The sequence below is a fragment of the uncultured Methylobacterium sp. genome (genome assembly GCF_964244095.1).
Taxonomy (GTDB): Bacteria; Pseudomonadota; Alphaproteobacteria; order Rhizobiales; family Beijerinckiaceae; genus Methylobacterium.
Genome location: NZ_CAXTHR010000054.1, coordinates 1 through 25,141 on the forward strand (window position 1 = coordinate 1; position 25,141 = coordinate 25,141).

Here is a 25,141-nt window from a genome sequence, read left to right on the forward strand (position 1 = left end):
TGGGGGATAGTTTAACGGTAGAACGGTGGACTCTGACTCCTCTGGTCCTGGTTCGAATCCAGGTCCCCCAGCCATCGATTTCAGCCCGCCCGGTCAATGACTTGGCGGGTTTTTTCGTGCCCCTCCCCTCCCTCTTTCCGCCGATCCTTGAACAGCCTCGCGCCGGCCGGGCACGGATTACGCGGCAACGGACACATGATGATGCCGAAGGCCGACAGCGACGCGGTCGCAGATGCGATCATCGGCCGGCTCGAGGGGGACGATGCGGTGCGCAGGGCCGTGGCGTCGGGGTGCGCCGCGCTTCGTTCCGTCGCTTCCCGCGTCAGAGGCGCAGGAAGCCCAGCACCGCGTCGATGAAGGCCGCGGGTGCCTGCAGCTGCGGGACGTGGGCGCAGTCCGCCAGCATCACGAACCGCGCGTCCGGCAGCCCGGCGGCGAGTTCGCGCGCCATGGCCGGCGGAGTCGCCTCGTCGTGCTCGCCGACCAGTACGAGGGCCGGGATGCGCACATCGGACAGGCATTCACGGAGATCGAGGCCGGCCAACGCCGCGCAGGCGGCCTGGAACACGTCGGGATCGGTGCGCAGGAAGGCGGCGCGGCGCTCGGCCATCAACGCCGGGTGCGCGGCCTGGAACGCGGGCGCGAACAGGCGGCGCATCGCCGTGTCTGCAATCGCCGCGAGGCCGCGCTCGCCCGCCGCCCGCGCCATGCCGCGGAACGCGTCCCGCCCCGGTTCCGAGAAGCAGGCGCCGCAATCGGCCAAGATCAGGCGATCGAACAGGTCGGGATGGCGAAGGGCGCACAGCAGCAGGACGAAGCCGCCGTAGCCGTTGCCAAGCCCGACCACCCGCGCCCCGCCGGTCGCCTCGCGCACGGCCTCGGCGATCCGATCGGCAACCGCTTCCAGGCCACCCGGCGCGGGCGCGGACCCGCCGAAGCCCGGCAGATCCGGGACGAGCACGCGGAAGCCCTGCGCGAGCGCCGGCGCGACGCGATCGAAGCTCGCGGCATCGGCGAGGAGTGAGTGCAGCAGCACCAGGGGCCGCCCCGCGCCGGAGACGGCGACCGCCACATGCCCGTCCGCGAACATCGATTGCATCCCGTCCTCGCGCACCCCGTCCTCCCGCACCTCTGCCACACCCGCTGCGATCCGCGCCTCGACCCGCTGTCGCATCCTGCGCAATCGACGGCAACCCGGTTGACGTGATATTTCACGAGTGGCAACATGACCGCGTTGGGAGTGATGAACCGTGCTGCTGCGCGACAACATCTATGCAGCGATCCGCGCCGAGATCCTCGCCTGCGTCCTGCGGCCGGGTGCGGAGATGCGCGAGCAGGAGCTGGCGCGGCGCTACGCCGTCAGCCGTCAGCCCGTGCGCGAGGCGTTGCTGCGGCTGGAGCGCGAGCGCCTCGTGACGATCCACGCCCGCCAAGGATATCAGGTCAACGCGATCTCGGTGGCGGACGCGCGCGACCTGCTGCGCATGCGCCTCGCGCTCGAGCCGGCCTGCGCCGCGGAGTCCGCCACCGACGCGCCCGATGCCGTGCTCGCAGCCCTCGATGCCTTCCGCAGCGTGCCCGAGGGCGCCGACTTCATCGCCGAGAACCGTGCTTTCCACATCGCGCTCGCCGAGGCTTCGGGCAACCGGCGCATGGCCGCGACCGTGCGCGACCTCGTCGAGCAGGCCGACCGGCTCGTGCGCGTCAGTCTTGGGAGCATCCGCGGGCGCGATCCGACGCAGCTCGTGGCCGAGCACGCGGCCATCGTCGACGCGCTCCAGCGCCGCGATGGCCGCGGAGCCCGGCGCCTCGTGCGCGCGCACGTCGCTCAGGCCGAGCGTCGCATCCTCAGCGCGCTGGAACGCAGCGCGATCGTCCTCTGACCACCGCCGGCACCGGCCTTCGGGCCGGCCAACGAACGGGAGAGACGCCATGAACCTGCATGAACCGGCCCGCGACGCCGCGGTCGAGACCCGGGGCAACTTCATCGACGGGCGCGAGGTCGAGGCCGGCGACGGCACCTTGATCGACGTGCGCAACCCGGCCACGGGCGTCGTCATCGCGCGCATCCCGAATTCGCGGCCGGCCGACGTCGACCGGGCGATGCGCGCGGCGCGCGCGGCGTTCGAGGGCCGGGAATGGGGCGGGATGGACGTGCGCGCCCGCGCCCGCCTCGTGAACCGGCTGGCCGACGCCTTCGAGGCCAACCTCGACGTGCTCTACCAACTGGAGACCACCAACAACGGCCGCCCCGTCAACGAGACCCGGGCGCAGCTCTCGCGGCTGCCGGACTTCTTCCGCTACTTCGCGGGCGTGGCGCTGGCGCGGCGCGACGCCGTGATCCCGGTCGAGGGCAACTACCTGAACTACACGCGGCGCACGCCGATCGGCGTGGTGGCCAACTGCACGCCGTTCAACCACCCGCTGATGATCCTGTGCAAGTCGCTGGCGGTCGTTCTCGCCACCGGCTGCACCACGGTGGTCAAGCCTTCCGAGTACACGCCGCTCACGACGCTCAAGCTCGCGCAGATCTTCACCGAGGCCGGTTTGCCGAACGGCGTGTTCAACGTCGTGCTGGGCCTCGGCGCCGCGACGGGCAAGGCGCTGGCCGAGCACCCGGACATCAACAAGCTCGTGCTCACCGGCGGCACCGAGGCCGGGCGCATCGCGGGCTCGGCCGCAGCGCGGGTCTTCGCCCATCAGACGATGGAGCTCGGTGGCAAGACGCCGGTGATGGTGTTCGAGGATTTCGACGTCGAGCGGGCGGTGAACTACGCCGCCTTCGGCGCCTTCATCGGCGCCGGCCAGACCTGCGTCTGCGGCAGCCGCCACCTCGTCCAGGCCTCGATCTACGACGAATTCGTCGAGCGGCTGGCCGCCAAGACCGCCTCCATCCGCCTCGGCGACCCGTTCGACCCGGCCACGCAGCTCGGGCCCGTCATCTCCGAGCGCCAGCGCGAGCGGGTGCTGGCTTACGCCGGCTACGGACGCGACGAGGGCGCCCGAGCGGTGGCCGGGGGACGGGCGGCACGGGTGCCGGGCTGCGAGGGCGGCTACTTCGTCGAGCCCACCGTCTTCGCCGATGTCACCGCCGGCATGCGCATCTTCCAGGAGGAGGTGTTCGGGCCGTTCACCAGCGTCACCCGCTTCGAGGACGAGGCCGAGGCGCTGCGGCTCGCCAACGACTCCCCCTTCGGCCTGGCTGCGGCCGTGCGTACCCGCGACGTCGCCCGCGCCCACCGGGTCGCGCACGCGGTCAAAGCCGGCATCGTGTGGATCAACGACCACCACCGCCTCGATCCGGCCTCGCCCTGGGGCGGCGTCGGCGACAGCGGCCTCGGGCGCGAATGCGGCATCGAGAGCTTCAACGACCACTTCGACGTGAAGAGCATCATGCTCGCAACCGGCGACGAGCCGTTCGACTGGTACCGCGACACCGCCGGCCAACGTCGCCTCAACTGACCGAAGACGCGCGGGGGGGACGAAGCCCGCGCGAGACGGGCTCCTTCCACGCGGGATCGTCCCCTGACGCGGAAGGAAACGCCCATGTCCGAACCCGTGAGCCCGGCGGTGAACGCCGGAGGCCGCCTCGACCGCCTGCCGATCGGCCCGTTCCACCGCCGCATCATGTGGCTGATCGGGATCGGGATGTTCTTCGACGGCTTCGACATCTACATCGCCGCCACGGTCCTCGGGGCGACCCTGCGCAGCGGTTTCTCCACGCTGCCGCAGAACGCACTGTTCGTCTCCTCGACCTTCGTCGGGATGATGGTCGGCTCGTTCCTGACCGGCTTCCTCGGCGACCGCTACGGACGGCGCTTCACCTACCAGGCGAATCTCCTTGTTTTCGGCCTTGCCTCGATCGCGGCGGCCTTCGCGCCCGACATGGCCGTGCTGATCGGGCTGCGCTTCATCATGGGCGTCGGGCTCGGCGCGGAGAACGTCGTCGGGTACTCGACGATGACCGAATTCGTGCCCGCGCGCTCCCGCGGACGCTTCCTCGGCCTGATGGCGGTGTTCGTCGTCACCGGCCTGCCGGTGGCCTCGCTGATCGGCTACGTCGTGATCCCCGCCTTCGGATGGCGGGCGATGTTCGTGCTCGGCGGGGTCGGCGCGCTCGGCGTCTGGTACATGCGCAAGAGTCTTCCGGAGTCGCCGCGCTGGCTCGAATCCGTAGGCCGCACCGCGGAAGCCGAAACTCTAATGCAGGCGATCGAGCGCGAAGCCGCCCGCGGCGAGCCGCTGCCCGCGCCTGCTCCCCCCTCGCCGCCCGGGCCGGGGCTCGGCTTCGCCGACCTGTTCCGGCCGCCGTTGCTGTCCCGCGTGCTGCTCGGCTGCCTCTGCCTCATCGTGATTAACACGCTGCTCTACGGCTTCATCACGTGGCTGCCGACCTTCTTCATCCGGCAGGGCCTGAGCGTTGCGACCTCGTTCGGCTACGCCCTGCTGATGGGGCTCGGCGCGCCGGTCGGCAGCGCCATCGGCGCGCTCACCGCCGACCGGTGGGGCCGCAAGCCGACGATCATCGGCGCGTCGGCCGCGGCGATCGCCTTCGGAATCCTGTATCCAATGACCCAGGATCCGGTCCTGCTGCCCTTGGTCGGCTTCGGCCTGACCGTACCGATCTACGTCCTCGTCGCGCTGCTGTTCGGCATCTACATCCCCGAACTCTTTCCGACCGAGGTGCGGCTGCGCGCGTCGGGCCTGTGCAACACCTTCGGGCGCGGCGCGACGATCGTCACGCCGTTCCTCGTGGTCGCCCTGTTCGAAGCCTACGGGATCGTCGGGGTGACGAGCCTGATGATCGGCCTCTTGAGCCTGCAGATCGTGGCGGTGGCCCTGTTCGGTGTCGAGCCGAGCCGCCGCAGCCTCGAACGTCTGGACAGCGGCACGACACCGGAGCCGGCGGCGGCGCCAATTCCCCGCTCTGCCGCGTGACGCGGGGTATCCGCGCGGCATCGCGCGGTAGCGTGCCGGCACGCCGCCTATTGGTCTGGCACGTCTATTGCCTGATGGTCGATGCAGCGCAGGGCCAGTGGTCCTCATGGGTTGGCGTGCCCATCCGAGGAAGCCCGCTCCCGGCGGTCGTGACCCGGCGCCGTTGCATCGTCGACCCGCCCTGATGCAGCATCGCCGAAGCGACGTTCATGGGTGGCTTCCTCGATCTTCGCAGGATCGGAGAAGCACCATGTGCGACCGTGACGGTCTGTTCTTCAAAGGCTTCTCCCGCCGCACGATGCTGCGCACGCTGGGGACGGCGGGTGCGGCGATCGCGCTGCCGGCGCATCTGGCCGCCCTGCTCGCGCCCGTGACGGCGGCCGCCGCGACCACGACCGTCAAGGCGACCCACGGCTCCGGGTTCTGCAACCTCGGGATGTTCCTCGCGCACGAGCGCAAGCTCACAGAGGCCGACGGCGTCACCCTCGACTTCGTGGTCACGCCCTCGAACGCCGAGATCACCACGATGTTCGGCGCAGGGCTCGTCGACCTGTCGATGATCCCGTACTCGAACTTCATGACGCTCTACGACGCCGGTGCGCCGGTGAAGATCGTCGCCGGCGGCGGCGTCCAGGGCTGCATGATCGTCGCGCGCGAGGGCATCCGTTCGGCGGCCGACCTCAAGGGCAGGACGCTCGGCACCTTCCAGGCCGACACCCTCGAGGTGCTGCCGTTCGACTACCTGAAGAAGGCCGGCCTGAGCTTCCAGGACCTCGACGTGCGCTACCTCGACACCTCGCCGGAACTGGCCCAGGCCTTCATCGCCGGCGCGGTCGACGCGATCTGCCACATCGAGCCCTACGCGACGCAGTGCCTGCAATCGCGAAAAGGCGCGACGCTGCTCTCCGACGGGACCGACGTCTACGGGCCGGGCTACTCCGATTGCGTGCTCGCCGCGCGCACGCCGCTGATCGAGAAGAACCCGGCCGCGGTGCGGGCGGTGATCAAGGCGCTCTTCGTGGCGCAGTCGCAGATCGAGACCGATCGCGCCGCGGCGCTCAAGGACACGGTCGGCACCTATTACAAGACCACCATGGCGGCGGCCGTCGACGCCTCGGCCAAGCAGCCGGTCTGCGCCGACCAGCGCGACCAGACCGACTTCATCATCGCCCGCGGGCAGTCGATGAAGGAGATGGGTTACGTCAAGAAAGCTCCTGATCGGGGCGCCTTCGACTGGTCCCTCCTCGAGCAGGTCATCGCCGAGAACCGGCCGCTCTACGATGGGCTCAAGCTGAAATCGGCCTGAGGCGCAGGTCGCCGGCCCTCGACGCCCGTCCCGAACGCCAGCGCGAAAGGCAGCCCATGGCAGCGACCGAAGCGCCCGTCGCCACGATGGCGCCCGAACGCACGGTCCCGGCGGTGCGCGCCGTGCCCGGCCGCGGCGCCCGGATGCTCGCGACGCTCGCCTGGAGCGTCGCGTCGATCGGGCTGTTTGCGGGATCGTGGGAGGCGTTGTGGGCCTTCGGGGTGCTGAACCCGCTGCTCCTGCCGCCGCCGCACCTGTTCCTCGAGGATCTCCCCGGCACGCTGAAATACTTCGATCGCGCCAACCGCATCGGCAGCCGCGGCGGCGGCGGCGTGCTGCCGCTTCTCGCGACGATCGGCTGGACCACGATGCGGGTCACGGTCGGCCTCGTGCTCGGCTTCGTCGGCGGCGTGGTCGTCGGCGCGCTGCTCCACTACGTCCGGCTGTTCCGCAACCTCGTCCTGCCGACCGTGCTGCTGCTCGCACCGATCTCGCCGGTGGCGTGGCTGCCGGTGGCTATCTTCGTGTTCGGCATCGGCGACGTGCCGGCGATCTTCCTGGTGTTCATCACCCTGTTCTTCGCCATCGCGCTCACCACCAGCGCGCAGATCGCGACCGTGCCCAAGACCTACCTCGACGTCGCCCGCATCATGGGTGCCGACAGGCGCCAGACCTTCTTCCGCGTGGTCCTGCCGGCGATCCTGCCGGGCCTGTTCATGACGCTGCGCCTCAACCTGTTCGCCGCCTGGATGGTCGTGCTGATCGCCGAGGCGGTCGGCGTCGGCAGCGGGCTCGGGCAGGTCGTCTCGCTCGCGCGCTCGACCTTCAACGCGCGGCTGACCTTCTTCACGATGGCGATCATCGGCCTCCTCGGCTTCAGTTTCGACTGGGCCCTGCGGCAGGTGCAGGCGCGGATGCTGTGGTGGGTCGCGCCGCAAGGGGGCGGCCGATGAGTGCTGCCCTTCCCCGCCCCGCCCGCCCGGCGGTGCGGCTGTCGGCCCTCGACAAGACCTGGACGCCGCCCGGCCGGTCGCCGGTGCAGGCGCTGCGCGGGGTCGACCTCGAGATCGCGCCGGGCGAGTTCGTGGTCTTCCTCGGCCCCTCGGGCTGCGGAAAGTCGACCCTCCTCTACATGATCGCCGGCCTGGAACCGGCGAGCGCCGGCACGATGGAGGCGGACGGCGTGCCGGTGACGGGCCCCTCCGCCGAGCGCGGCCTGATCTTCCAGGACGCGTCGCTGTTCCCGTGGCTGACGATCCTCGACAACGTCGCCTTCGGGTTGTCGATCGCCGCCGTGCAGACGCTCAAGCGCCGCGAGATCGCCGCCGAGATGCTCCGCCGCGTCGGGCTCGCCGACATGATGGACAAGAAGCCCGACGAACTCTCAGGCGGCATGCGCCAGCGCGCCGCCTGCGCCCGGGCGCTGGCCATGCGCCCCAAGGTGCTGATGATGGACGAGCCCTTCGCGGCGCTCGACGTCCAGACCCGCGCCAAGATGCAGGACTTCCTGCTCCAGATCTGGCGCGACAGCGGCGCCTCGATCGTCCTCGTGACGCACTCGATCGACGAGGCGGTCGCGCTCGCCGACCGGGTGGTGGTGTTCACCGCCCGGCCCGGCCGCGTGAAGACCATCGTGCCGATCGACCTGCCGCGCCCGCGCGAACCCCGCGACCCGCGCTTTCACGCGTTGCGCGACCGTTTCGGCGACCTGCTCGCCGACGAGGTCGACCGCGCCTTCGCCGAGCAGGAAGCGCGCTAGTCGCTGCCTAAACCTTCACGCCCATTCCTCCACCCTTCGCCAGGGATCAGCATGACCCAGATCATCGTCGAGGCCCGCACCGTCATCACCGGGGTTCAGGACCGGCATACGCCCATCGCGATCGACGACGGCGCCGTGCTCGTGCGCGACGGGGTGATCGTCGCGGTCGGCGCGGCCGACGCGCTCCGAGCCCAGGCCCCGGACGCGACCCTGCACCGCTACCCGCGCCACGTGATGCTGCCGGGCTTCGTCAACAGCCACCACCATGTCGGGCTGACGCCGCTGCAACTCGGCGCGCCCGACCACGCCCTCGAACTGTGGTTCGCCGCGCGCATCGCTGCCAAGCGCGTCGACCACGAACTCGACACGCTCTACTCCGCCTTCGAGATGCTGGCGTCCGGCGTCACCACGGTCCAGCACATCCACGGCTGGATGGTCGGCGGCTACGAGGAGGTGCACGCCGCAGCCTCGAAGGTGCTCGGCGCCTACCGCAGGATCGGCATGCGCGCCTCGTACTGCTACGCCGTGCGCGAGCAGAACCGCCTCGTCTACGAGGCCGACGCGGATTTCTGCGCGCGGCTGCCGCAGCCGTGGGCCGGCCGGCTGATGGAGCACCTCACGGCGCAGTCGATGCCGTTTGCCGACTTCATGACCCTGTTCGAGACCCTGAAGGCCGAGAACGAAGGCGAGCGCCTGACCCGCATCCAGCTCGCGCCGGCCAACCTCCACTGGTGCGGCGACGACGCGCTGCTGGCGCTGAACGAGGCGGCGCGCAGGCACGGCGTGCCGATGCACATGCACCTCCTCGAGACCGCCTACCAGAAGGAATACGCCTTCCGCCGCACCGGCAAGACGGCCGTGCGCCACCTGCACGACCTCGGCGTGCTCGGCCCCCACCTGACGCTGGGCCACGGCGTCTGGCTCACGGCGGAGGATGCCGACATCGCCGCCGACTCAGGCACCTGCATCTGCCACAACTGCTCGTCGAACTTCCGCCTGCGCTCCGGCGTCGCGCCGCTCAACCTCTACGAGGCCAAGGGCATGACCGTCGGGATCGGCCTCGACGAGGCCGGCATCAACGAGGACCGCGACATGCTCCAGGAGCTGCGCCTCGTGCTGCGCGCCCACCGCACGCCGGGCATGGACGACGCCGTGCCGACCTGCCCGCAGGTCCTGCGCATGGCCACCGAGCACGGGGCGAAGACCACGGCCTTCGGGCAGAGCATCGGCCGGCTCGATCCCGGCCGGTTCTTCGACGCCGTCCTGATCGACTACGACCGCGCGACCTACCCCTACCAGGATCCCGACATCCCGATCCTCGACGCGCTGATGCAGCGCGCCAAGACCGGCGCGGTCGATGCGGTGTTCGTAGACGGCCGGATCGTCTACGCCGACGGCCGCTTCACCCAGGTCGACCGCGACGCGGTGCTGGCCGAGATCGCGGACGTGCTCGGCCGGCCGCGCACGCCGGAGGAGACCGCGCGGCGCGAACTCGGCCTCGCGGTGACGCCGCACGTCAAGGCGTTCTACGACGGCTACCTGCCGGACACGCCGCGCCAGCCCTTCTACGCGCCGTCCTCCCGGAACTGACCCGCATCGGGCCCGCGGCCCGCGGCGCGCGGCGCACGAATCCTCCGCGCCGCACGATCCAAAACAGGCTCCGTGCGTGCCGGACATCTCACCATCGCCGCACTCCTTCGCCCATGACGGACCTGCACGGGCAGCCCTTCGAGGTCTGCTCAGTCCGGCGATCCTGCGGGCACCGGATCGGAACGGACCGATGCCGGATCTCCGCCCATTCGAGGGGTGCTCATGGTGTTCGCCCGGTCCGGCCGGTGGCCTCGCTCTGCCCGTGGTGGTGGATGCCGCCGTCGGGGCATCGGGTGGGCTGGCGCCGTGCGCCCTCGGCCATTTGCGAGCCTGCCTTCCCAGCCGTCAGCCTCGGCTCGTTCGCGGCCCGCGAACCGGCTCGTCGGCCGGCGCCTCGACGCTACGCCGTCCCACCAACCGATCGACCCGGCCGCGAACAGGCGCGTGCCGTTGCAGCGCCTGTTCTGCATCCGGATGGCGTACGGGTCCGTCCCGGCGGCGCTCGCCGCCTTCGTGCCGCTGCCGGCCCTGCGCAACCTCCGATACGCTTTCCGGCTGACGGTTTCCGTCGCGCGCCGTTGTCCCGGACCCCTGAGCGTCGGCGGACGGTGATCCGGCGTCAAGCGGAACGAAGGGCCGCGTGGCGGCGCGATCCGAGCGGCGCGAAGGGTTTCGACGCTTCGCGACGTCTCGTGCCGGGTCCCGGATCGGGTTCCGCCGTCGCTTCACCCCTCCGGGAAAACGCGCCTGTCGTCGGCCGAAGCCTTCAACCGGCCACGGTCGGGACGTCGTTCGGGACATCAGGGCGGAGGGCGACCCGAGCCAGCCGGCGCAACCGTTCGACGATGCCGACAACCACTCGGTGCGCGACTGCGAGTCCTGCCAGCGGTACGAAGCCCGCGTCCGGCCAGGCTGAGGGCGTGCCCGTGCCGGGCGGATCGCCTATTCCGCCAGCCCCATGACGCCGCGCATCGGCGCCGGGTCGGCCCGCAGCGCGGCGGCGGCGCCCTCGTAGACGACGTGGCCGTTGTTGAAGCCGTAGACCCGGTCGGCCAAGCTCAGCACCGCCGCGACGTTCTGCTCGACCACGACGATGGTCCGGCCCTCGCCCGCCAGCCGCCGCGTGAGCGCGACGAGGTCGCGCACGATCAGCGGCGCCAGCCCCTCGAAGGGTTCGTCGAGGAGGAGGATGCGGGCGTCGCGGATCAGGGCGCGGGCGATCGCCAGCATCTGCTGCTCGCCGCCCGACAGGGTGCGCCCGCGGGCGGTCCGGCGCTCCTTCAGGCGCGGGAACACCTCCCAGATCCGATCCAGCGGCCAAGCCGCCGGCGCCGTCAGGCTCGCGACCCGCAGGTTCTCCTCGACGGTGAGGCCGCCGAACACCGCGCGCTCCTCCGGCACGAGCTGCATCCCGAGCCGCGCGATCTTCGAGGGCGCGAGCCCCTGGATCGGCTTGCCCGCGAGGCGGATCGCACCGCTGCGGGGCGCGAGCACGCCCATGATCGTGCGCAGCGTCGTGGTCTTGCCGGCGCCGTTGCGGCCGAGCAGCGCCACGACCTCGTTCTCCTCGACCCGGAGCGAGACGTCGAACAGCACGTGCGCGTCGCCGTAGAGGGTGTTGACGGCCTCGACCTCAAGCAGGCTCATGCGCGCCCCCGAGGTAGGCCGCCTGCACGGCGGGGTCGCGCCGCACCGTATCCGCCGGGCCGTCGGCGAGCAGCCGCCCCTCGCACAGCACCGTGATGCGCTCGGCCAGGCCGAACACCGCGTCGAGGTCGTGCTCGACGATGACGAGGGTGCAGGACCGGCCGATCCGCCGGATCAGCGCGCAGGTGGCGGCGCGCTCGGACGGGCTCATGCCGGCCAGCGGCTCGTCGAGCAGCAGCACGTTCGGGCTGGTGGCGAGCGCCATCCCGATCTCGAGGCGGCGCTTCTCGCCGTAGGCCAGCACGCCCGCGGGCGTCTCGGCCCGGGGCGCGAGGTCGAGGATCGTCAGCATCGTCGCGACCTGCGCCTCGGCCTCGGGACGGTCCGCGCCCGCGCGCAGGAGGTCGAGGCGAAAGCATCCGCGTGCACGGGCGAGTGCTGCCACCCGCAGGTTTTCCCGGACGGTCAGCCCGAGGAAGAGCTGGTTGAGCTGGTTGCTCTTGGCGACGCCGCGCTGGGCGGCCCTCGTCACCCCCGCTCCCGTTAGCCGCTCGCCGAACAGCATCACCTCCCCGGCGCTCGGGCTCACCTCGTCCAGCAGCATCTTGAACAGGGTGCTCTTGCCCGCGCCGTTCGGCCCGATCACCGCGTGGATCGCGCCGCGGCGCACCTGGAAGCTCACCCCGTCGACCGCCTTCAGGCCGCCGTAGTGGCGCGCGAGCCCCCTCGCCTCCAGGGCGACGTCGCCGGGGCCGGGCGCCGGCTCGGGTCTGGCGCGCGTCGCGGGCCGCGGCAGCGGCAGGACGACGTCGGTCTCCCGCGCGGCTGCGACGGCGTCCCGGCCGATCTCTCGGCCCGCCTCGATCGCCGCCGTGCGGGCTGCCGCGGCCCGCAGGCGGGCGGCCTCGCCGCGGCGGCGCCAGAGGTGGACGACCTCGCCGCAGAGGCCCCGGCGCAGCCCGATCACCAGCCCGATGAAGGCGAGCCCCAGCACCAGCTTCCACAAGGGCCCGAGGCCGGGGATGAGCTGGAGGTTGTCGCGCAGCCACAGCCAGACCGCGGCGCCGACCAGCGGCCCGACCAGGGTGCCGACGCCGCCGACGATGGTCTGCACCACGAGCTGCCCCGAGGTCTCCAGGGCGAAGGCGTCCGGCGGCATGTAGCTCTGGAACGAGCCGAGCATCGCGCCGGCCAGTCCCGCGTAGAGGGCCGCGAGGGTGAAGGCGGTGAGCTTGTAGGCCGGCACGTCGTGGCCGAGCATCGCTGTGCGGGCGGCGTTCTCCTTGACCGCGCGCAGGATCAGGCCGACCGGCGAGCGGACGATGCGGCGCGCCAGCACGAAGCCGAGGAAGAACGTCGCGGCCATGAGCGCGTACATCGGCAGGCCGGCGGTGATGCGCACGGCCCCCTCGCCGAAGCCGAGCACCGGCACGGGGACGCCGGCGATGCCGTTCTCGCCGCCGGTGTAGTCGGAGAGCGGCGAGTTCTCGATGAAGTAGGCCATCTGGCCGAAGGCCAGGGTGATCATCGCGAAGTAGATGCCGATCCGCCGCACCGCGAGCCAGCCGACCGCGAGCCCGAACAGGCCCGCGGCGGCGGTGCCGATGGCGAAGGCCGCCCAGACGCTGTCGATGGTGCGCGACACCAGGAGGTAGGCGGCCACGAACCCGCCGGCCCCGTAGAAGGCCGCCTGCCCGAACGAGAGCAGGCCCGCGAGCCCGAACAGGATGTCGAACCCGAGCCCGAACAGCGCCCAGTTCAGCACGCGCGCGAGCAGGTCGTGCGAGAACCCGAGCGGCGGCAGCGCGAAGGGCGCCGCCGCCAGAACGAGGAGGAGGGCGAGTTCCGGCAGGACCGCGCCTGCCCGCATCAGACGCGCCCTTCCGTGCCGAACAGCCCCTGCGGGCGCACGACGAGGACGAGCGCCATCAGCGCGTAGAGCATCACCTCCGAGTAGGCGGAATTGAACGCGCTCGTCAGGCTGATGATCTCGCCCGCGATGAGGCCGCCGACGACGGCGCCGGGAAACGAGCCGAGGCCGCCGAGCACGATCACGACGAAGGACTGCACCATGAAGTTCGCGCCCATGTCCGGCGTCACCGAGACGACGGGGGCGTAGAGCATGCCGGCCAGCCCCACCGCGACGATGCCGATGGCGAAGACCAGCAGGAAGGTGCGCCGGACGTCGATGCCGAGGATGCCGACCATGCCCGCGTTCTCGATGCCGGCCCGCACCACCAGCCCGATCGCGGTCCGGTAGAGCACGAGGTAGAGGGAGAACAGCAGGGCCGCGACGATGCCGATGAGTTCGAGGCGATAGGTCGGGTAGATCAGGAAGCCGAGTCTCATTGCCCCGGTGCCCCAGGAAGGAACGGGCACGCGCTGGCTGTTGCCGCCGAACCAGGCCCGCAGCGCCTCCGTCAGCACGATGCCGATGCCGTAGGTCACGAGGATCTGGTCCTCGTCCGGCCGCGCGTAGAAATGCCGGATCACGAGGCGCTCCAGGGCGAAGCCGAGGATCAGCATCACGGCGCAGCCGCCGAGCATCGCCAGGACGAAGGACTGCGTCGCCGACAGCATCACGAAGGCGACGTAGGCGCCGACCGCGAACAGCGCGCCGTGGGCGAAGTTCAGGACGCCGAGCGTGCCGAGGATGATGGTCAGCCCGCTGGACACCAGCGCCAGCAGGCTGCCGAGCGCGAGGCCGTTGAAGGCCTGGGACAGGAGGATCGCGGTGCTCGGCATCGCCCGGCTCAGGCGTAGGGGCCGAGCTTGCACCCGAACAGGTCGGGCGGGTTCATCACCCCTTCCCCATCGACCACGTCCACGACCTCGTAGTAGTCCTCCGGCCCCTTCATGGCCGAGGGCGCCTTGCCCTTCAGGATCGGGATCGGCCGGACCATCTGGTGGTCCTCGGCGCGATAGTAGACGCGGCCGATCGTGGTCTCGTAGGGCTGGGCCTTCGAGGCCTCCATCGCCTTGATGACGTCCACGGGGTTGAAGCTGCCGGCCCGCTCGACGCTGACGGCCCAGAGATAGGTCTGCATGTAGGCGATGTGGGCGCCCCAGCGCGGATGGTACTTGTTCTTGTCGAGGAACGCCGAGACGAATGTCTTGGCCAGCGGGTAGCGGTCCTCCAGCGTCCACCAGAAGTCGCAGGAGCCGTAGACCCCCTGCATCAGTTCGGCACCGAGTTCCTTGTCCTGGAAGCAGGACAGGTTCGGGACGACGAGCTTCATGCGCGAGAGCACGCCGAACTGCTCCGCCTGCTTCGTCGAGGCGACGGCGTCGGCCCCGAAGGCGATGTTGACGAACACGTCCGCGCCGCTGTTGGCGATGTTGAGCAGCGCCGAGCTGTAATCCGTCGTGCCGAGCGGCACGAGTTCCTTGGCGACTTGGCTCCAGCCCTGTTCCTGCGAGAACTTGGCGAAGCTGTCGTACACGGTCTGACCGTAGGTGTAGTCCGGGACGAGGAAGGCGGTCTTGAGGTTCCGGCCCAGCGCCTTGGCGACGACCGGCGCCAAGGCTTTCGCCGCCATGTAGGCGTTCTGCTGCGAGCGGAAGCCGTAACGCTGGCAGTTCTTGCCCGTGACGTCGTTCGAGCCGGCGATGCCGACCATGTAGAGCACCTTGTCGCGGCTCGCGAGTTCCTCCAGCGCGATGGCCTCGGCGCTGCTGACCGAGCCCGCGGTCACGATCGCCTTGTCGCGCTGGATGAACTGGGTCGCGGCCTGGACGGCGACGTTGGGCTTGCCCTCGGTGTCGGCGACCTTGTGCCGGATCGTGCGGCCGAGCACGCCCTTGTCCTTGAGCCCCCAGGCCGACGGGATCGGCCCGCCGGCGTTGATCTGAGCGATCGCGAGCTCGTAGCCGAGCTTGAGGTCGCCGCCGTCGCCCGAGAACACCCCGGTGAGCGGCATGTTCAGGCCGACGAAGACGGAGTCGGCGGTGACGCCGTCGGGGAAGTTGCCGATGCGCGTCGGCGCCTGCGCGAGCGCCGGCCGCGGGCCCGGCGCCATCAGGCCCGCGGCGCCACCGAGCCCGGCCAGGAGAAGCTTGCGACGATCGAAGGACATGGCACGTCTCCGGTGGGAGGGTCGCGGCCTGGCGGGCGACCCTGCGGCAGTGAACGGAAGGCAACGGACGCCGCGAGGCCGCGACGGCCTCCGACGGATACCGGGGAGCAAATCATGCGCCGCGTCGGGGGCGGCGGACGCGATCGGCCGATCCTTCAGCCCAGCATGTCGAGCGCCAGAAGCCACGCGTGACACAGGCTCGGCCAGACGCTCGCCGGCGTGCCGGGCTGTCCGATGCCGAAGCCGTGACCGCCCTGGCTGAAGCGGTGGAACTCGACCGGCACGCTCATGCGACGACAGGCTGCGTCCAGGATCTGGCTGTTCTCCGGGCTGATCACGGGATCGTCGTCGGTCTGCACGAGGAAGAGCGGCGGGCAGCCCCGACGTATCTGGGTCTGGAGCGACCATGCGGTTCTCGCCTCGGGCATCGGTCGTTCGCCGACCAGGTTCCGGCGGGTGCCGGTGTCGTCGTAGGGCGGCTCCAGCGTCACCACCGGATAGATCAGCGCCGCGAAGTCGGGGCGGGCGGACTGCGCATCGACGTCGTCCTGCGGCTCGTAGGTGCGAAGCTCGGCGCGCATCGCGAGCGTGCCGGCCAGGTGGCCGCCGGCGGAGAAGCCCAGGACACCCATCCGCCGCCGGTCGAGCCCCATCGCCTCCGCCCGGACGCGCATCGTGCGCAAGGCGCGCTGCGCGTCCTGGAGCGGGACAAGCGTCCCGTCGCGCCAGCCCTCGTTCGGGAGACGGTAGGTGAGCACGAACGCCGTCACGCCAACGTCCGTCAGCCAGCCGGCCGCCGGATAGGCCTCCTTCACCAGGCCGATGCGTCGGTATCCGCCGCCGCCGGCCACGAGCACGGCAGCCCCGTTCGGCCGGTGCGGAATGAAGACCTCCACCAGCGGTTCGCTTACGTTGAAGACCGCGCCGTCGATCTCGGTCCGCGGCGGCCCCTGCGGACCGCCGCCGCCGGGCGGATCACCGGGCCAGAGCCGGAGGCGTTCGGAACGTGGCTGTGCGCCGACGCGGCCGGCGATCGCGCCTGCGCCGGCGGCCAGGATCAGCGAGCGGCGGTCGAACATGACGATCCAAGGCTGCGGGACGGGTCCTTGCGAGCAAGATCCGTGCGATGGGGACGCGACGGATGTCGGCACGCTTGCCGTACCCTTGAGCAGGTTTTGCAGAATACCCCGCGGTTTTGCGAAAAAACCCGCGACAGGCCAAGGGCCTGGAGCGCATTCCGACGAAGTGGATGCCGGTTCGTCGCGACCGTGCGCGTCACGAACGAGGCGTTGGAGCCGACGCGATCCGTGATGCCGCCGGCGCGGGTTCGATTGCCCGACCCGAGGGCGGGCGTGCCGGCCGACCCGTTCGCGTTGCCCTGGAAGACGGCCCCGGAGCCGAACGCCGAGCCCGGATCTTGCAGCACGGCTTCGACTCCGCCACACCCTTCGCGGTACAGAAATCCACCACGCACCTTCGCGCCGCAGGGCCGGGACACGACGCGCATGAGCAAGGCCGAGGGCCAGTCCGGTTCCGAGGCGGACGCACCGCGCCGGCGCGGCCGTCCGCGCAAGCGCCCTGCGCCGCCAAAGCCGCTGCCGCCCCCGAGCCGCGCCGAGCGGCTGGCCGAGGCCATCGCCGAGGCCATCCTGGCCGGCACGCTGGCGCCCGGCCAGCGCCTCGACGAGCAGGCGCTGGCCGACCAGTTCGGCGTCTCGCGCACGCCGATCCGCGACGCGCTGCGCGAACTGGCCGGCACCGGCCTGATCGCGCCGCGCCAGCCCCACATGAGCGCCCGCGTGCGCAGTCTCAGCCCGGAGGAGGTCGCGGGGCTGTTCGTGGCGATGGGCGAGGTCGAGGCGAGCTGCGCCCGGCTCTCGGCCCAGTCCATGACGGACGCGGAGCGGGCCGCGTTGCAGGCGCTGCATGCGCGGATGGGCGGGCTGGCGGCGCACGATGACCGGGCGGCCTACGTCGAGGCCAACCGCGCGTTCCACGGGCTGCTCTACGCGGGCGCCCACAACCCGACGCTCGCCGAGATGGCGGCCTCGCTGCGCCGTCGGCTGACACCCTATCGGACGGCGCAGTTCCGGTTGTCGGAGCGGCCGTCGCTCTCGCACGCCGAGCACGGCCGGGTGGTGCGCGCCGTGCTGGCGCGGGACCGGGCCGGCGCGAACGCGGCGATGCTGGCGCATATGAGCGTGGTGGAGGAGGCGTTCGAGACGCACGACGCCGGACAGGCCGAGGAGCGGTCTGCCGGACGGGCGAAGGGGGCGCAGGCCGGTGCGAAGGGCGAGGCCGGCGCCGTGAGCGGAGCCAAGCCGAAGCGGGTCTGATCGAACGGCGTCCGGCCTCTGCGGATCGACCGGCCGCCCCTCGTAGGGGCGGCCCGTTTACCGACCGTAGGCATCGGGCCCCGGCGGACGCCGGACACGATGACGGCCGTCGGGCGTGGCGGGATAGGCATGACCGCTGCGCACCGCCTCCTCGACGTTGCGCGGCCCGGCAAGACCCTCGGCTCCACCCGGCGCCGTCGCCGGGAGCTGCCCGCCGGGCGACGTGGGGGCGGCGCCCGAGAACGCCAAAGCCGATCCGCTCCAGACGAGCACAGCCGCCACCGCGCCGGACGCCCAAGCCTTACCGTCTCGTTTCGCCATGTTCGTCACTCCGTTGCTTGCGAAGAGATGGGCACGCCCCGGCCGGATGAAAGCCCGTGCGACGGTTCGCACGAGGACGATGCGTGGACGCTCGCCGGCTATCGGACGGCGTGGCAGCGCGCGATGCCATCACGGACGAGCAAGGGTGGCGCCGCCGCCGTCTCGGTCGAGAAGGCCGCCGGAACGGCGCCCTTGAAAGAGGCGGGGTTCGTCTTCCACTTCGTGCGCAAGAACGCCGTGAACATGCTGCCGGAGGCCGGCTGTACCGAGGCCGAGGTCTCCGCGATCGTCGAGATGTCCGAGCAGACGGTGCGGCACGGCAGCCGCGACGTGAACAAGCGCCGGCTGGCCCGGAGTGCGATGCGCAAGCTTCAGGAAGGCTGGGCCGAGACCCGCAAGAACCTGTTCGGATCAAGCTCGCGGACGCACGGCAATGCGTAGTTTGGCAACCGGAATCAGTTTCAGAAGAGTATGAAATCGGAGATTATGAAGGATCTTAACAAGATAAATGGTGAGCGCGTTGGGGTTCGAACCCAAGACCTACAGATTAAAAGTCCGTTGCTCTACCAGCTGAGCTACGCGCTCGCGTCCGCCTAGCGATCGGCCGCGCGGGCCGGGCCCCGGGGAGGCGTGGCAGGGAATAGGGGAGCCTGTCGGACGGGTCAACACGCGGGCCGCCGGTCGGTGCGCCTGCGGCGTCATGGGCGCCGAGGTTCGCCGGCACGGGTGACGGCGGCGGCCTGCGCGCGTCCGCGGACCGGCCGATGGCGCGCGACCGGCGCCGCACGGACCCGTGAGCCCACGGCGTCACTGCGCGACGAGGCTGTAGACGACCAGGCCGGTGCCGACGACGATCGCGGTGTAGGCGAAGGCGACGCTCTTCCAGTCCTCGTCCCGGGCGGCGAGGGCGCGTTGCAGGCGTTCCATGATGGGCAAAGCCTCGATCCTGCGGAGATCGGGCGCGCGCGTGCGGGCGCGTGCCCGATCGGGTGACGATCAGTCGATCGAGAAGCCCGCGCCGTAGGGGCGAATCCGCACGCCCGGAAGGACGACGCCGTAGCGCGGGCCGTCGTAGCCGTAGATCCGCCGCGGCCCGTAGGCGCCGTAGCCGCGATACATCGGGCGGCAGCCGCCGTAGCGGCCCGGCGCGTAGCCCCGGCCGCAGCCGTAGGCGACGGCGACCGCCGCGGGCTCGCCGGCGACCGCCGCCGCGTCTTGAGCCAACGGGGCGGCGTCGGCCGGGGCGGCGAGGCCGAGGCCACTTGCGACGAGCCCGGCAATCCAGATGTCCCTGACGTGGATCATGATGAACCTCCTCGAATGTTCGTCGCCGGTTCTGCCGGACTGCGAACTATCCGATCGGTAGGATGCACGACGGCGCCCGTATGTGCCGAATGATACATGGGCCGGATCGCCGGTCTTCCTGACGAAGACAGTCGATCTCCCCGCGTGCGCCGGCGCACGGGCGGTCGTACTGCTTTCGCGCGCCGTCGGCGCCTCAAGCGAGCGCCGGATCGCGCTCGGCGCGGGCCCAGGCCGCGCGGGTCGCATCGCAGAACTCGGCGAGCCGGCCCTCGCGGATCGCCGCGCGCATCCCGGCCATCAGGTCCTGGTAATAGGCGAGGTTGTTCCAGGTGAGCAGCATCATCCCCAGGATCTCGCCGGAGCGGACGAGGTGGTGGAGGTAGGCGCGGGAATAGGTGTTCGCGGCCGCACAGGTCGAGGCCTCGTCCAGCGGCCGGCCGTCCTCGGCGTGGCGTGCGTTGCGCAGGTTGATCCGGCCGTGGCGGGTATAGGCGAGGCCGTGGCGGCCGGCGCGCGTCGGCATCACGCAGTCGAACATGTCGATGCCGCGCCAGACCGCGCGCATCAGGTCGTCGGGCGTGCCGACGCCCATGAGATAGCGCGGCTTGCCCGCCGGCAGGTGCGGCTCCACCGCCTCGAGCATCGCGAGCATCACGGCCTGGGGCTCGCCCACGGCGAGGCCGCCGACGGCGTAGCCCTTGAGGTCGAGATCGACCAGCGCCCGCGCGCTTTCGACGCGCAGCGCGGCCACGTCGCCGCCCTGGACGATGCCGAACAGCGCCTTGCCGGGCTGGTCGCCGAAGGCCGCGCGGCACCGCTCGGCCCAGCGCAGCGAGAGCTGCATCGCGCGTTCGATCGTGGCGTGGTCGGCCGGAAGCCGCACGCACTCGTCGAGCTGCATCTGGATGTCGGAGCCGAGCAGGCCCTGGATCGCGATGGAGCGCTCCGGCGACATGTGGTGCGCGGTGCCGTCGATGTGCGAGCGGAAGGTGACGCCCTGCTCGTCGAGCTTGCGCAGGCTTGCGAGCGACATCACCTGGAAGCCGCCAGAATCGGTGAGGATCGGGCCGTCCCAGCCCATGAAGCGATGCAGGCCGCCGAGCCGCGCCATCCGCTCCGCGCCGGGGCGCAGCATCAGGTGGTAGGTGTTGGCGAGCACCACGTCGGCGCCGAGCGCCCGCACCTGCTCCGGGTACATCGCCTTGACGGTCGCGGCCGTCCCCACCGGCATGAAGGCCGGCGTGCGGATGATGCCGCGCGGCATGGTGATCGCGCCGGTGCGGGCCTGCCCGTCCGTGGCGTGGAGGGTGAAGGCGAAGTCTTCCGTCGTGAGCGGGTCGGACATGCGTGCGGACGTTTCCCAGACGTTCTCGGAGAGCGAGGATTTTTCCCTCTCCCGCAGAGGGGGGAGGGACAGCCGGCGCGCGAGGGCCAGCCCTATCAGACGGCCGGGGCCGGAAACAGCAGGCTCGCATCGCCGTAGGAATAGAACCGGTACCCCCGTCGGATCGCGTGCGCGTAGGCCGCGTGCATGGTGTCGAGGCCGGAGAACGCCGCCACCAGCATGAACAGGGTCGAGCGCGGCAGGTGGAAGTTGGTCATCAGCGCGTCCACCGCGCGGATGCGGGTGCCCGGCGTGATGAAGATCCCGGTCGGACCCGAGAAGGGGTGGAGGCGGCCGCCCGCGTCCGCCGCGCTCTCGAGCAGGCGCAGCGCCGTGGTGCCCACCGCCACGATCCGGCCGCCGCCGGCCCGCACGCGGTTGAGGGCCTCGGCCGTCTCGGCATCCAAGAGACCGATCTCGGCGTGCATGCGGTGGTCGTCGGTGTCGTCGGCCTTGACCGGCAGGAAGGTGCCCGCGCCGACATGCAGGGTCACCGCGTGGCGGTAAATCCCGGCGGCGTCGATCGCCTCCAGCAGGTCTTCCGAGAGATGCAGGCCGGCGGTCGGGGCGGCGACGGCGCCGGGCTCGCGCGCGTAGACCGTCTGGTAGTCGGCCGCGTCCCGCGCGTCGACCGCGCGCCTGGCCGCGATGTAGGGCGGCAGCGGCAGGGTGCCGGCCTCGGCGATCGCCGCGTCCAGCGCCGGGCCGGCGCGGTCGAAGGCGAGGACGACCTCGCCGCCCTCCCCCTTCGCCGCGACGGTGGCGCGGAGGTCGCCCGCCGCGCCGAAGCGCAGGAGGTCGCCCGGGGCGAGGCGCTTGGCGGGGCGGGCGAAGGCGCGCCAGCGATCGGGGGCTTCCCGCAGGTGCAGCATCACCTCCGTGCGCCGGCCCGGCGCGCCGGGCCGGGTGCGGATGCCGTGGAGGCGGGCCGGGATCACCCGCGTGTCGTTGCACACCAGGGCATCGCCCGGCCGCAGCAGGCTCGCGAGGTCGGCGACGCGCCGATCCGCGAACGCGTCGCCGGGGCGCACCACCAGCAGACGCCCGGCGCCGCGCGGCTCGGCCGGGCGGAGCGCGATGCTGGCCTCGGGCAGGTCGAAGTCGAACAGGTCCACGCGCATGGCGCCCGCCACCTGCACCGATCGCTGCGGGGAATCAACATCGTCGTCCCGCCCGCGCGGAACCGCGTCCGATCGGGTTCCGTTCACGGCAGACCCCGGCGAAAACCGCCCGCCGAAGCTTCGGAGTCCCCCATGCCCTGGTACGCCGTGCGTCCCCGCGATCCCGCCGACCCGCGCTGGCCGCTGCCGGGCAAGCCGCACCTCGCGCTCAAGGCCGACGACCCGGCCGCCGCGCTGCGGAAATTCGGGCAGGCCTATCCGAGCGCGCCCTTCGGGACGCCGGCGACGCCGGTGCCCGACGGCGCGGGCGGCTTCGATCGCGACGCCGACGCCCTGATCGTCGAGGAGACCGCGGAACCGCCGGCGCCCGCGGCGTAGGTCCTCCGGTCGCGGCGGCGATGGGTTTGGCATCGGCACGGGAGGGACGCGCGATGACGCGGGCAGCACGGATCACCCTCGACGGGCAGCTCGTCGCCTACTGGGCGCGCGAGGCCGCCCGGCTCGACGCGCTGGCGGCTGCCGCCCGCTTCGGCTGGCAGGCGCGCCGCTACCGGCGCAAGGCCGAGTTCGCCCGGGCGCAGGGTGCGCGCAGCGAGGCGCGCGAGGCGGCGCGCGCGACGGGAACCGGCGCGACGGCCTGAAGATCCGATAGCCGCGGCTAAGTTCCATGTCGCCGCGTTCAACCTGTGCCGTGGCGTCGGACCTGTGCCGCAGCCTCGAACCTTTGCCGTGGTCTCGAACCTTTGCCGTGGCCTTGCGCCGGCCCGCTCGCTAAGGCCGCCCGGTCGCCCGCCCGGACGGAACCATGGATCGCACCCAGAAAGCCGCCCTCGCCAGCGCCGTCGTCGGGTCGGTCGTGACCGGGCTGAAGTTCCTCGCCTTCTGGCTCACCGGCAGCCTCGCGCTGTACTCGGACGCGCTGGAGAGCATCATCAACGTGGTAGCCGCGGTCTGCGCCTTCGTGGCGCTGCGCGTCGCCGGCCGGCCGGCCGACGCCGAGCATCCCTACGGCCACCACAAGGCGGAGTTCTTCTCCGCGGTGATCGAGGGCGCGCTGATCATCGTCGCGGCGCTGCTGATCCTGCGCGAGGCGTATTACGGGGTCCTGGCGCCGAAGCCCGTCGACGCGCCCGCCCTCGGGCTCGCCGTCAATGCCGGCGCCACCGTCGTCAACGCGGCCTGGGCGTGGGCGCTGCTCCGCTGGGGCAGGGCGTGGCGCTCGCCGGCGCTCACCGCCGACGGCCGCCACGTGCTCGCCGACGTGTTCACCTCGGGCGGCGTGCTGGTCGGCCTCGCCGCGGTGCTGGCGACGGGGCTTCCGGTGCTCGATCCGCTCGTCGCGGGACTGGTGGCGCTGAACATCCTGTGGTCCGGCTGGAAGATGGTGCGCGACTCCGTCGACGGGCTGATGGACCGGGCGGCGCCGGGCGAGATGGTGGCGCAGATCCGCGCGCTGATCTCCCGCCACGGCGCGGGCGCGCTGGAGGCGCACGACGTGCGCACCCGCCACGCCGGGCAGGCGACCTTCATCGACTTCCACCTCGTGGTGCCGGGCGAGATGACGGTGCGCGAATCGCACGACATCTGCGACCGGCTGGAGCAGGCGCTGGAGACGACGGTCCCCGGCGCCGTCGTGGCGATCCACGTGGAGCCGGCCGAGCACGCCAAGTTCCGCGGCGTGCCGGTCCTGTGACCATCCGGAGCCGTCTGCGCATTCTGCCACATGCATGGAGCGATGCAACTTCTGGTCTGAATGAAACCGAGAGGTTCAAACTTCGTTAACCAGGTTCTCAGATTGTACCAAGGGCCGCGATACGTTCAGGGGTTGTTACCGGACGGGGCGTGGCCGAGCATGGTTCGGCTGAAGACCGATGATGTTTTGCGCTTCCCCCTTCGAGACGCCGGCCGGCATCCACCAGTCGGCGCGCCCCGCGGCTACTGGGCGCCGGTCCGCCTCGCCGCTGCGCTCGCCTGCGCCGCGGCGCTGTCCGGCTGCATGGCGACGCGGGCCCGCGAGGCTTCCCGCCCCCTCGCGACGGACGTGACGCGGACCGGCGCGATCGCCGACGCAGCCCCGGCCGTGGTCGCCGCCGCGCAGGAGGAGGTCGGGCGCACCATGCGCCTCGGCCTGATGCACTACCGCCTCAACGTCGGCGACAACCTCGAGATCTCGCTGCTGATCGATTCCAGCGTGGTGCAGCCGACCTAACGGCTCAACCCCAACGACGCGTTCGACGTCGATTTCCGCACCCACTCCGAATACAACCGCACGGTGATCGTGCGGCCGGACGGCCGCATCTCGCTTCCGGGCAAGAACGGGATCAGCGTCGCCGGCCTGTCCCCTGAGCGCGCCGCCGGGCTGATCCGCGAGACCTACGACGACGTGCTGAGACGTGCTGATCAACCCGGTCGTCACGGTGATGCTGCGCAGGTTCCGCACGCCCGTCGACGACTTCCGCGACCTGACGCAGCCGTCCGACCTCGGCCGCGTCAAGCTCATGGCGATCGAGCCGGACGGCGAGATCAACCTGCCGATGGTCCCGCCCGTCCAGGCCCCTGGCCGCACCGTCGACGAGGTCGCGGCGGCGATCTCGGCGGCCTACCGGCACCGCCTCGCGGCGGTGAGCCCGAGCGTGCGGCTGGCGAGCTTGGTGCCGGCCAACACCATGGTGTTCGGCGAGGTCCGGGTGCCCGGCCCCGTGACGCTGCCGGGCGCGCGCACGCTCGCCCAGGTGCTCGGCACCGCCGGCGGCGTCCTGCCCACCGCCGCGGGCGATGCGGTGCGCATCATCCGCTTCGATGCGGGCGCGCAAGGGGCCGTGCAAGGGGCCGTGCAAGGGGCCGTGCAAGGGGGCGTGCAGATCGTCGACATCGGCGTGCCGGGGCTGGCCGACAGTATCGTCGTGCCGCCCAACGCCACGGTCTACGTGCCGCCCTCGGTGCTGGCCAGGACCACGCGCGCGGTCGACCTCGTGGTCCGCCAGATCCTGCTCTTCAACGGCACCGGCTTCGGGGTGAACTACATCACCGGGCCGGCCGCCTCGACCACCACCAGCACCACGGCGAGGGCCGCCCTGTGAGCGCCACCGAGACGACCTTCGACGCGCCCGCCTTCGACCTGCGCGACGTGCTCGGCGCCCTGTTCCGCCACGCCTGCCCGGCGTCGCTGATCGTGATCGCCGCGCTCGTCGGCGCCGGGATCTACCTGCTGCTGACGCCGACCGAGTTCACGGCGGACGCCAAGCTCATCATCCGCTTGGGTCGCGAAAAGTCCGCCGCCCAGATCGGCGGCGGCACCAACCAGAACTACATGTTCTCCGAGCGCGCGCAGAACGTGAACAACGAGGTCGAGATCCTG

General features: G+C 71.4%; 24 protein-coding genes and 2 tRNA genes. 16 read left to right on the plus strand and 10 right to left on the minus strand.

All coding sequences use genetic code 11. The annotated features are described in order from the left end of the window. Positions 1–74 (plus strand) — tRNA-Gln (locus tag ACFE86_RS10515). A 248-nt stretch (positions 75–322) separates the two neighbouring features. On the opposite strand, the gene ACFE86_RS10520 is transcribed toward ACFE86_RS10515, so the two are convergent. Further along, positions 323–1,099 carry an alpha/beta fold hydrolase gene (locus ACFE86_RS10520; RefSeq protein WP_375455305.1) on the minus strand — a complete coding sequence of 259 codons (777 nt, stop codon included), beginning with the start codon at positions 1,097–1,099 and terminating at the stop codon, positions 323–325. 151 nt (positions 1,100–1,250) lie between these two features. On the opposite strand from ACFE86_RS10520, the gene ACFE86_RS10525 reads away from it, so the two are divergent. The 7 genes from ACFE86_RS10525 to ACFE86_RS10555 all read left to right on the plus strand — a co-directional run bounded on the left by ACFE86_RS10525 (position 1,251) and on the right by ACFE86_RS10555 (position 9,593). Next, entirely contained in the window at positions 1,251–1,883 is a 633-nt protein-coding gene (locus tag ACFE86_RS10525; RefSeq protein ID WP_375455282.1) for a GntR family transcriptional regulator, read from the plus strand. A 49-nt stretch (positions 1,884–1,932) separates the two neighbouring features. Further along, complete coding sequence (locus tag ACFE86_RS10530; RefSeq protein ID WP_375455283.1) at positions 1,933–3,462, plus strand: aldehyde dehydrogenase; 1,530 nt, start codon at positions 1,933–1,935, stop codon at positions 3,460–3,462. Positions 3,463–3,546: 84 nt separating this feature from the next. Beyond that, positions 3,547–4,938 carry an MFS transporter gene (locus ACFE86_RS10535; protein WP_375455284.1) on the plus strand — a complete coding sequence of 464 codons (1,392 nt, stop codon included), beginning with the start codon at positions 3,547–3,549 and terminating at the stop codon, positions 4,936–4,938. A gap of 250 nt (positions 4,939–5,188) precedes the next feature. Further along, on the plus strand, positions 5,189–6,244 hold the full coding sequence (locus tag ACFE86_RS10540; protein WP_375455285.1) for an ABC transporter substrate-binding protein: 1,056 nt from the start codon (positions 5,189–5,191) through the stop codon (positions 6,242–6,244). Positions 6,245–6,300: 56 nt separating this feature from the next. Beyond that, the gene (locus ACFE86_RS10545) at positions 6,301–7,197 is read left to right on the plus strand and encodes an ABC transporter permease (protein ID WP_375455286.1); all 897 of its coding nucleotides are present in this window, start codon (positions 6,301–6,303) and stop codon (positions 7,195–7,197) included. After that, the gene (locus tag ACFE86_RS10550; RefSeq protein ID WP_375455287.1) at positions 7,194–8,003 is read left to right on the plus strand and encodes an ABC transporter ATP-binding protein; all 810 of its coding nucleotides are present in this window, start codon (positions 7,194–7,196) and stop codon (positions 8,001–8,003) included. The genes ACFE86_RS10545 and ACFE86_RS10550 overlap by 4 nt, the downstream gene beginning before the upstream one ends. 51 nt (positions 8,004–8,054) lie before the next feature. Next, complete coding sequence (locus ACFE86_RS10555) at positions 8,055–9,593, plus strand: amidohydrolase family protein (RefSeq protein ID WP_375455288.1); 1,539 nt, start codon at positions 8,055–8,057, stop codon at positions 9,591–9,593. A 942-nt stretch (positions 9,594–10,535) separates the two neighbouring features. On the opposite strand, the gene ACFE86_RS10560 is transcribed toward ACFE86_RS10555, so the two are convergent. From ACFE86_RS10560 to ACFE86_RS10580, 5 genes are all read right to left on the minus strand, one after another. Beyond that, positions 10,536–11,240 carry an ABC transporter ATP-binding protein gene (locus tag ACFE86_RS10560; protein WP_375455289.1) on the minus strand — a complete coding sequence of 235 codons (705 nt, stop codon included), beginning with the start codon at positions 11,238–11,240 and terminating at the stop codon, positions 10,536–10,538. Then, entirely contained in the window at positions 11,227–13,110 is a 1,884-nt protein-coding gene (locus ACFE86_RS10565) for an ATP-binding cassette domain-containing protein (protein ID WP_375455290.1), read from the minus strand. The genes ACFE86_RS10560 and ACFE86_RS10565 overlap by 14 nt, the downstream gene beginning before the upstream one ends. Next, on the minus strand, positions 13,110–13,985 hold the full coding sequence (locus ACFE86_RS10570) for a branched-chain amino acid ABC transporter permease (RefSeq protein ID WP_375455291.1): 876 nt from the start codon (positions 13,983–13,985) through the stop codon (positions 13,110–13,112). Before ACFE86_RS10570 ends, ACFE86_RS10565 begins: the two co-directional genes overlap by 1 nt. Before the next feature lie 8 nt (positions 13,986–13,993). Then, entirely contained in the window at positions 13,994–15,316 is a 1,323-nt protein-coding gene (locus ACFE86_RS10575) for a substrate-binding protein (RefSeq protein WP_375455292.1), read from the minus strand. Positions 15,317–15,471: 155 nt separating this feature from the next. After that, the gene (locus ACFE86_RS10580; RefSeq protein ID WP_375455293.1) at positions 15,472–16,395 is read right to left on the minus strand and encodes an alpha/beta hydrolase; all 924 of its coding nucleotides are present in this window, start codon (positions 16,393–16,395) and stop codon (positions 15,472–15,474) included. A gap of 426 nt (positions 16,396–16,821) precedes the next feature. Here ACFE86_RS10580 and ACFE86_RS10585 point away from each other — a divergent pair, with 426 nt between their 5' ends. After that, entirely contained in the window at positions 16,822–17,652 is an 831-nt protein-coding gene (locus ACFE86_RS10585; protein ID WP_375455294.1) for a GntR family transcriptional regulator, read from the plus strand. A gap of 129 nt (positions 17,653–17,781) precedes the next feature. After that, positions 17,782–18,414, plus strand: a complete 633-nt coding sequence (locus ACFE86_RS10590) for a hypothetical protein (RefSeq protein ID WP_375455295.1) — start codon at positions 17,782–17,784, stop codon at positions 18,412–18,414. Positions 18,415–18,482: 68 nt separating this feature from the next. Here the strand turns inward: ACFE86_RS10590 and ACFE86_RS10595 are convergent. The 4 genes from ACFE86_RS10595 to queA all read right to left on the minus strand — a co-directional run bounded on the left by ACFE86_RS10595 (position 18,483) and on the right by queA (position 21,783). Beyond that, positions 18,483–18,558, minus strand: a tRNA-Lys gene (locus ACFE86_RS10595). Positions 18,559–18,969: 411 nt separating this feature from the next. Continuing rightward, the gene (locus ACFE86_RS10600) at positions 18,970–19,278 is read right to left on the minus strand and encodes a GCG_CRPN prefix-to-repeats domain-containing protein (protein WP_375455296.1); all 309 of its coding nucleotides are present in this window, start codon (positions 19,276–19,278) and stop codon (positions 18,970–18,972) included. Positions 19,279–19,471: 193 nt separating this feature from the next. Further along, positions 19,472–20,623 (minus strand): tRNA guanosine(34) transglycosylase Tgt, encoded by a 1,152-nt coding sequence (gene tgt, locus ACFE86_RS10605; RefSeq protein WP_375455297.1) that lies wholly within the window; start codon positions 20,621–20,623, stop codon positions 19,472–19,474. A gap of 95 nt (positions 20,624–20,718) precedes the next feature. Beyond that, positions 20,719–21,783, minus strand: a complete 1,065-nt coding sequence (gene queA / locus ACFE86_RS10610; protein WP_375455298.1) for a tRNA preQ1(34) S-adenosylmethionine ribosyltransferase-isomerase QueA — start codon at positions 21,781–21,783, stop codon at positions 20,719–20,721. A 132-nt stretch (positions 21,784–21,915) separates the two neighbouring features. Here queA and ACFE86_RS10615 point away from each other — a divergent pair, with 132 nt between their 5' ends. From ACFE86_RS10615 to ACFE86_RS10640, 6 genes are all read left to right on the plus strand, one after another. Continuing rightward, positions 21,916–22,161 carry a hypothetical protein gene (locus ACFE86_RS10615; protein ID WP_375455299.1) on the plus strand — a complete coding sequence of 82 codons (246 nt, stop codon included), beginning with the start codon at positions 21,916–21,918 and terminating at the stop codon, positions 22,159–22,161. A 53-nt stretch (positions 22,162–22,214) separates the two neighbouring features. Then, complete coding sequence (locus ACFE86_RS10620) at positions 22,215–22,424, plus strand: hypothetical protein (RefSeq protein ID WP_375455300.1); 210 nt, start codon at positions 22,215–22,217, stop codon at positions 22,422–22,424. 164 nt (positions 22,425–22,588) lie between these two features. Next, positions 22,589–23,476: a cation diffusion facilitator family transporter gene (locus ACFE86_RS10625; RefSeq protein ID WP_375455301.1), complete on the plus strand. Its 888-nt coding sequence runs from the start codon at positions 22,589–22,591 to the stop codon at positions 23,474–23,476. Positions 23,477–23,662: 186 nt separating this feature from the next. Next, positions 23,663–23,992 (plus strand): hypothetical protein, encoded by a 330-nt coding sequence (locus ACFE86_RS10630; protein WP_375455302.1) that lies wholly within the window; start codon positions 23,663–23,665, stop codon positions 23,990–23,992. 184 nt (positions 23,993–24,176) lie between these two features. Continuing rightward, on the plus strand, positions 24,177–24,863 hold the full coding sequence (locus ACFE86_RS10635; protein WP_375455303.1) for a polysaccharide biosynthesis/export family protein: 687 nt from the start codon (positions 24,177–24,179) through the stop codon (positions 24,861–24,863). After that, the coding region (locus ACFE86_RS10640) for a Wzz/FepE/Etk N-terminal domain-containing protein (protein WP_375455304.1) at positions 24,860–25,141 on the plus strand (282 nt) is incomplete at its 3' end. The genes ACFE86_RS10635 and ACFE86_RS10640, both read left to right, overlap by 4 nt.

Coding starts and splice junctions, on each gene's coding strand:
- ACFE86_RS10625 (WP_375455301.1), top strand. CDS start 22,589: ATGGATCGCACCCAGAAAGCCGCCCTCGCCAGCGCCGTCGTCGGGTCG.
- ACFE86_RS10520 (WP_375455305.1), bottom strand. CDS start 1,099: ATGCAATCGATGTTCGCGGACGGGCATGTGGCGGTCGCCGTCTCCGGC.
- tgt (WP_375455297.1), bottom strand. CDS start 20,623: ATGTCCGACCCGCTCACGACGGAAGACTTCGCCTTCACCCTCCACGCC.
- ACFE86_RS10535 (WP_375455284.1), top strand. CDS start 3,547: ATGTCCGAACCCGTGAGCCCGGCGGTGAACGCCGGAGGCCGCCTCGAC.
- ACFE86_RS10540 (WP_375455285.1), top strand. CDS start 5,189: ATGTGCGACCGTGACGGTCTGTTCTTCAAAGGCTTCTCCCGCCGCACG.
- queA (WP_375455298.1), bottom strand. CDS start 21,783: ATGCGCGTGGACCTGTTCGACTTCGACCTGCCCGAGGCCAGCATCGCG.
- ACFE86_RS10550 (WP_375455287.1), top strand. CDS start 7,194: ATGAGTGCTGCCCTTCCCCGCCCCGCCCGCCCGGCGGTGCGGCTGTCG.
- ACFE86_RS10575 (WP_375455292.1), bottom strand. CDS start 15,316: ATGTCCTTCGATCGTCGCAAGCTTCTCCTGGCCGGGCTCGGTGGCGCC.
- ACFE86_RS10545 (WP_375455286.1), top strand. CDS start 6,301: ATGGCAGCGACCGAAGCGCCCGTCGCCACGATGGCGCCCGAACGCACG.
- ACFE86_RS10570 (WP_375455291.1), bottom strand. CDS start 13,985: ATGCCGAGCACCGCGATCCTCCTGTCCCAGGCCTTCAACGGCCTCGCG.
- ACFE86_RS10555 (WP_375455288.1), top strand. CDS start 8,055: ATGACCCAGATCATCGTCGAGGCCCGCACCGTCATCACCGGGGTTCAG.
- ACFE86_RS10620 (WP_375455300.1), top strand. CDS start 22,215: ATGACGCGGGCAGCACGGATCACCCTCGACGGGCAGCTCGTCGCCTAC.
- ACFE86_RS10590 (WP_375455295.1), top strand. CDS start 17,782: ATGACCGCTGCGCACCGCCTCCTCGACGTTGCGCGGCCCGGCAAGACC.
- ACFE86_RS10530 (WP_375455283.1), top strand. CDS start 1,933: ATGAACCTGCATGAACCGGCCCGCGACGCCGCGGTCGAGACCCGGGGC.
- ACFE86_RS10565 (WP_375455290.1), bottom strand. CDS start 13,110: ATGCGGGCAGGCGCGGTCCTGCCGGAACTCGCCCTCCTCCTCGTTCTG.
- ACFE86_RS10585 (WP_375455294.1), top strand. CDS start 16,822: ATGAGCAAGGCCGAGGGCCAGTCCGGTTCCGAGGCGGACGCACCGCGC.
- ACFE86_RS10580 (WP_375455293.1), bottom strand. CDS start 16,395: ATGTTCGACCGCCGCTCGCTGATCCTGGCCGCCGGCGCAGGCGCGATC.
- ACFE86_RS10615 (WP_375455299.1), top strand. CDS start 21,916: ATGCCCTGGTACGCCGTGCGTCCCCGCGATCCCGCCGACCCGCGCTGG.
- ACFE86_RS10560 (WP_375455289.1), bottom strand. CDS start 11,240: ATGAGCCTGCTTGAGGTCGAGGCCGTCAACACCCTCTACGGCGACGCG.
- ACFE86_RS10600 (WP_375455296.1), bottom strand. CDS start 19,278: ATGATCCACGTCAGGGACATCTGGATTGCCGGGCTCGTCGCAAGTGGC.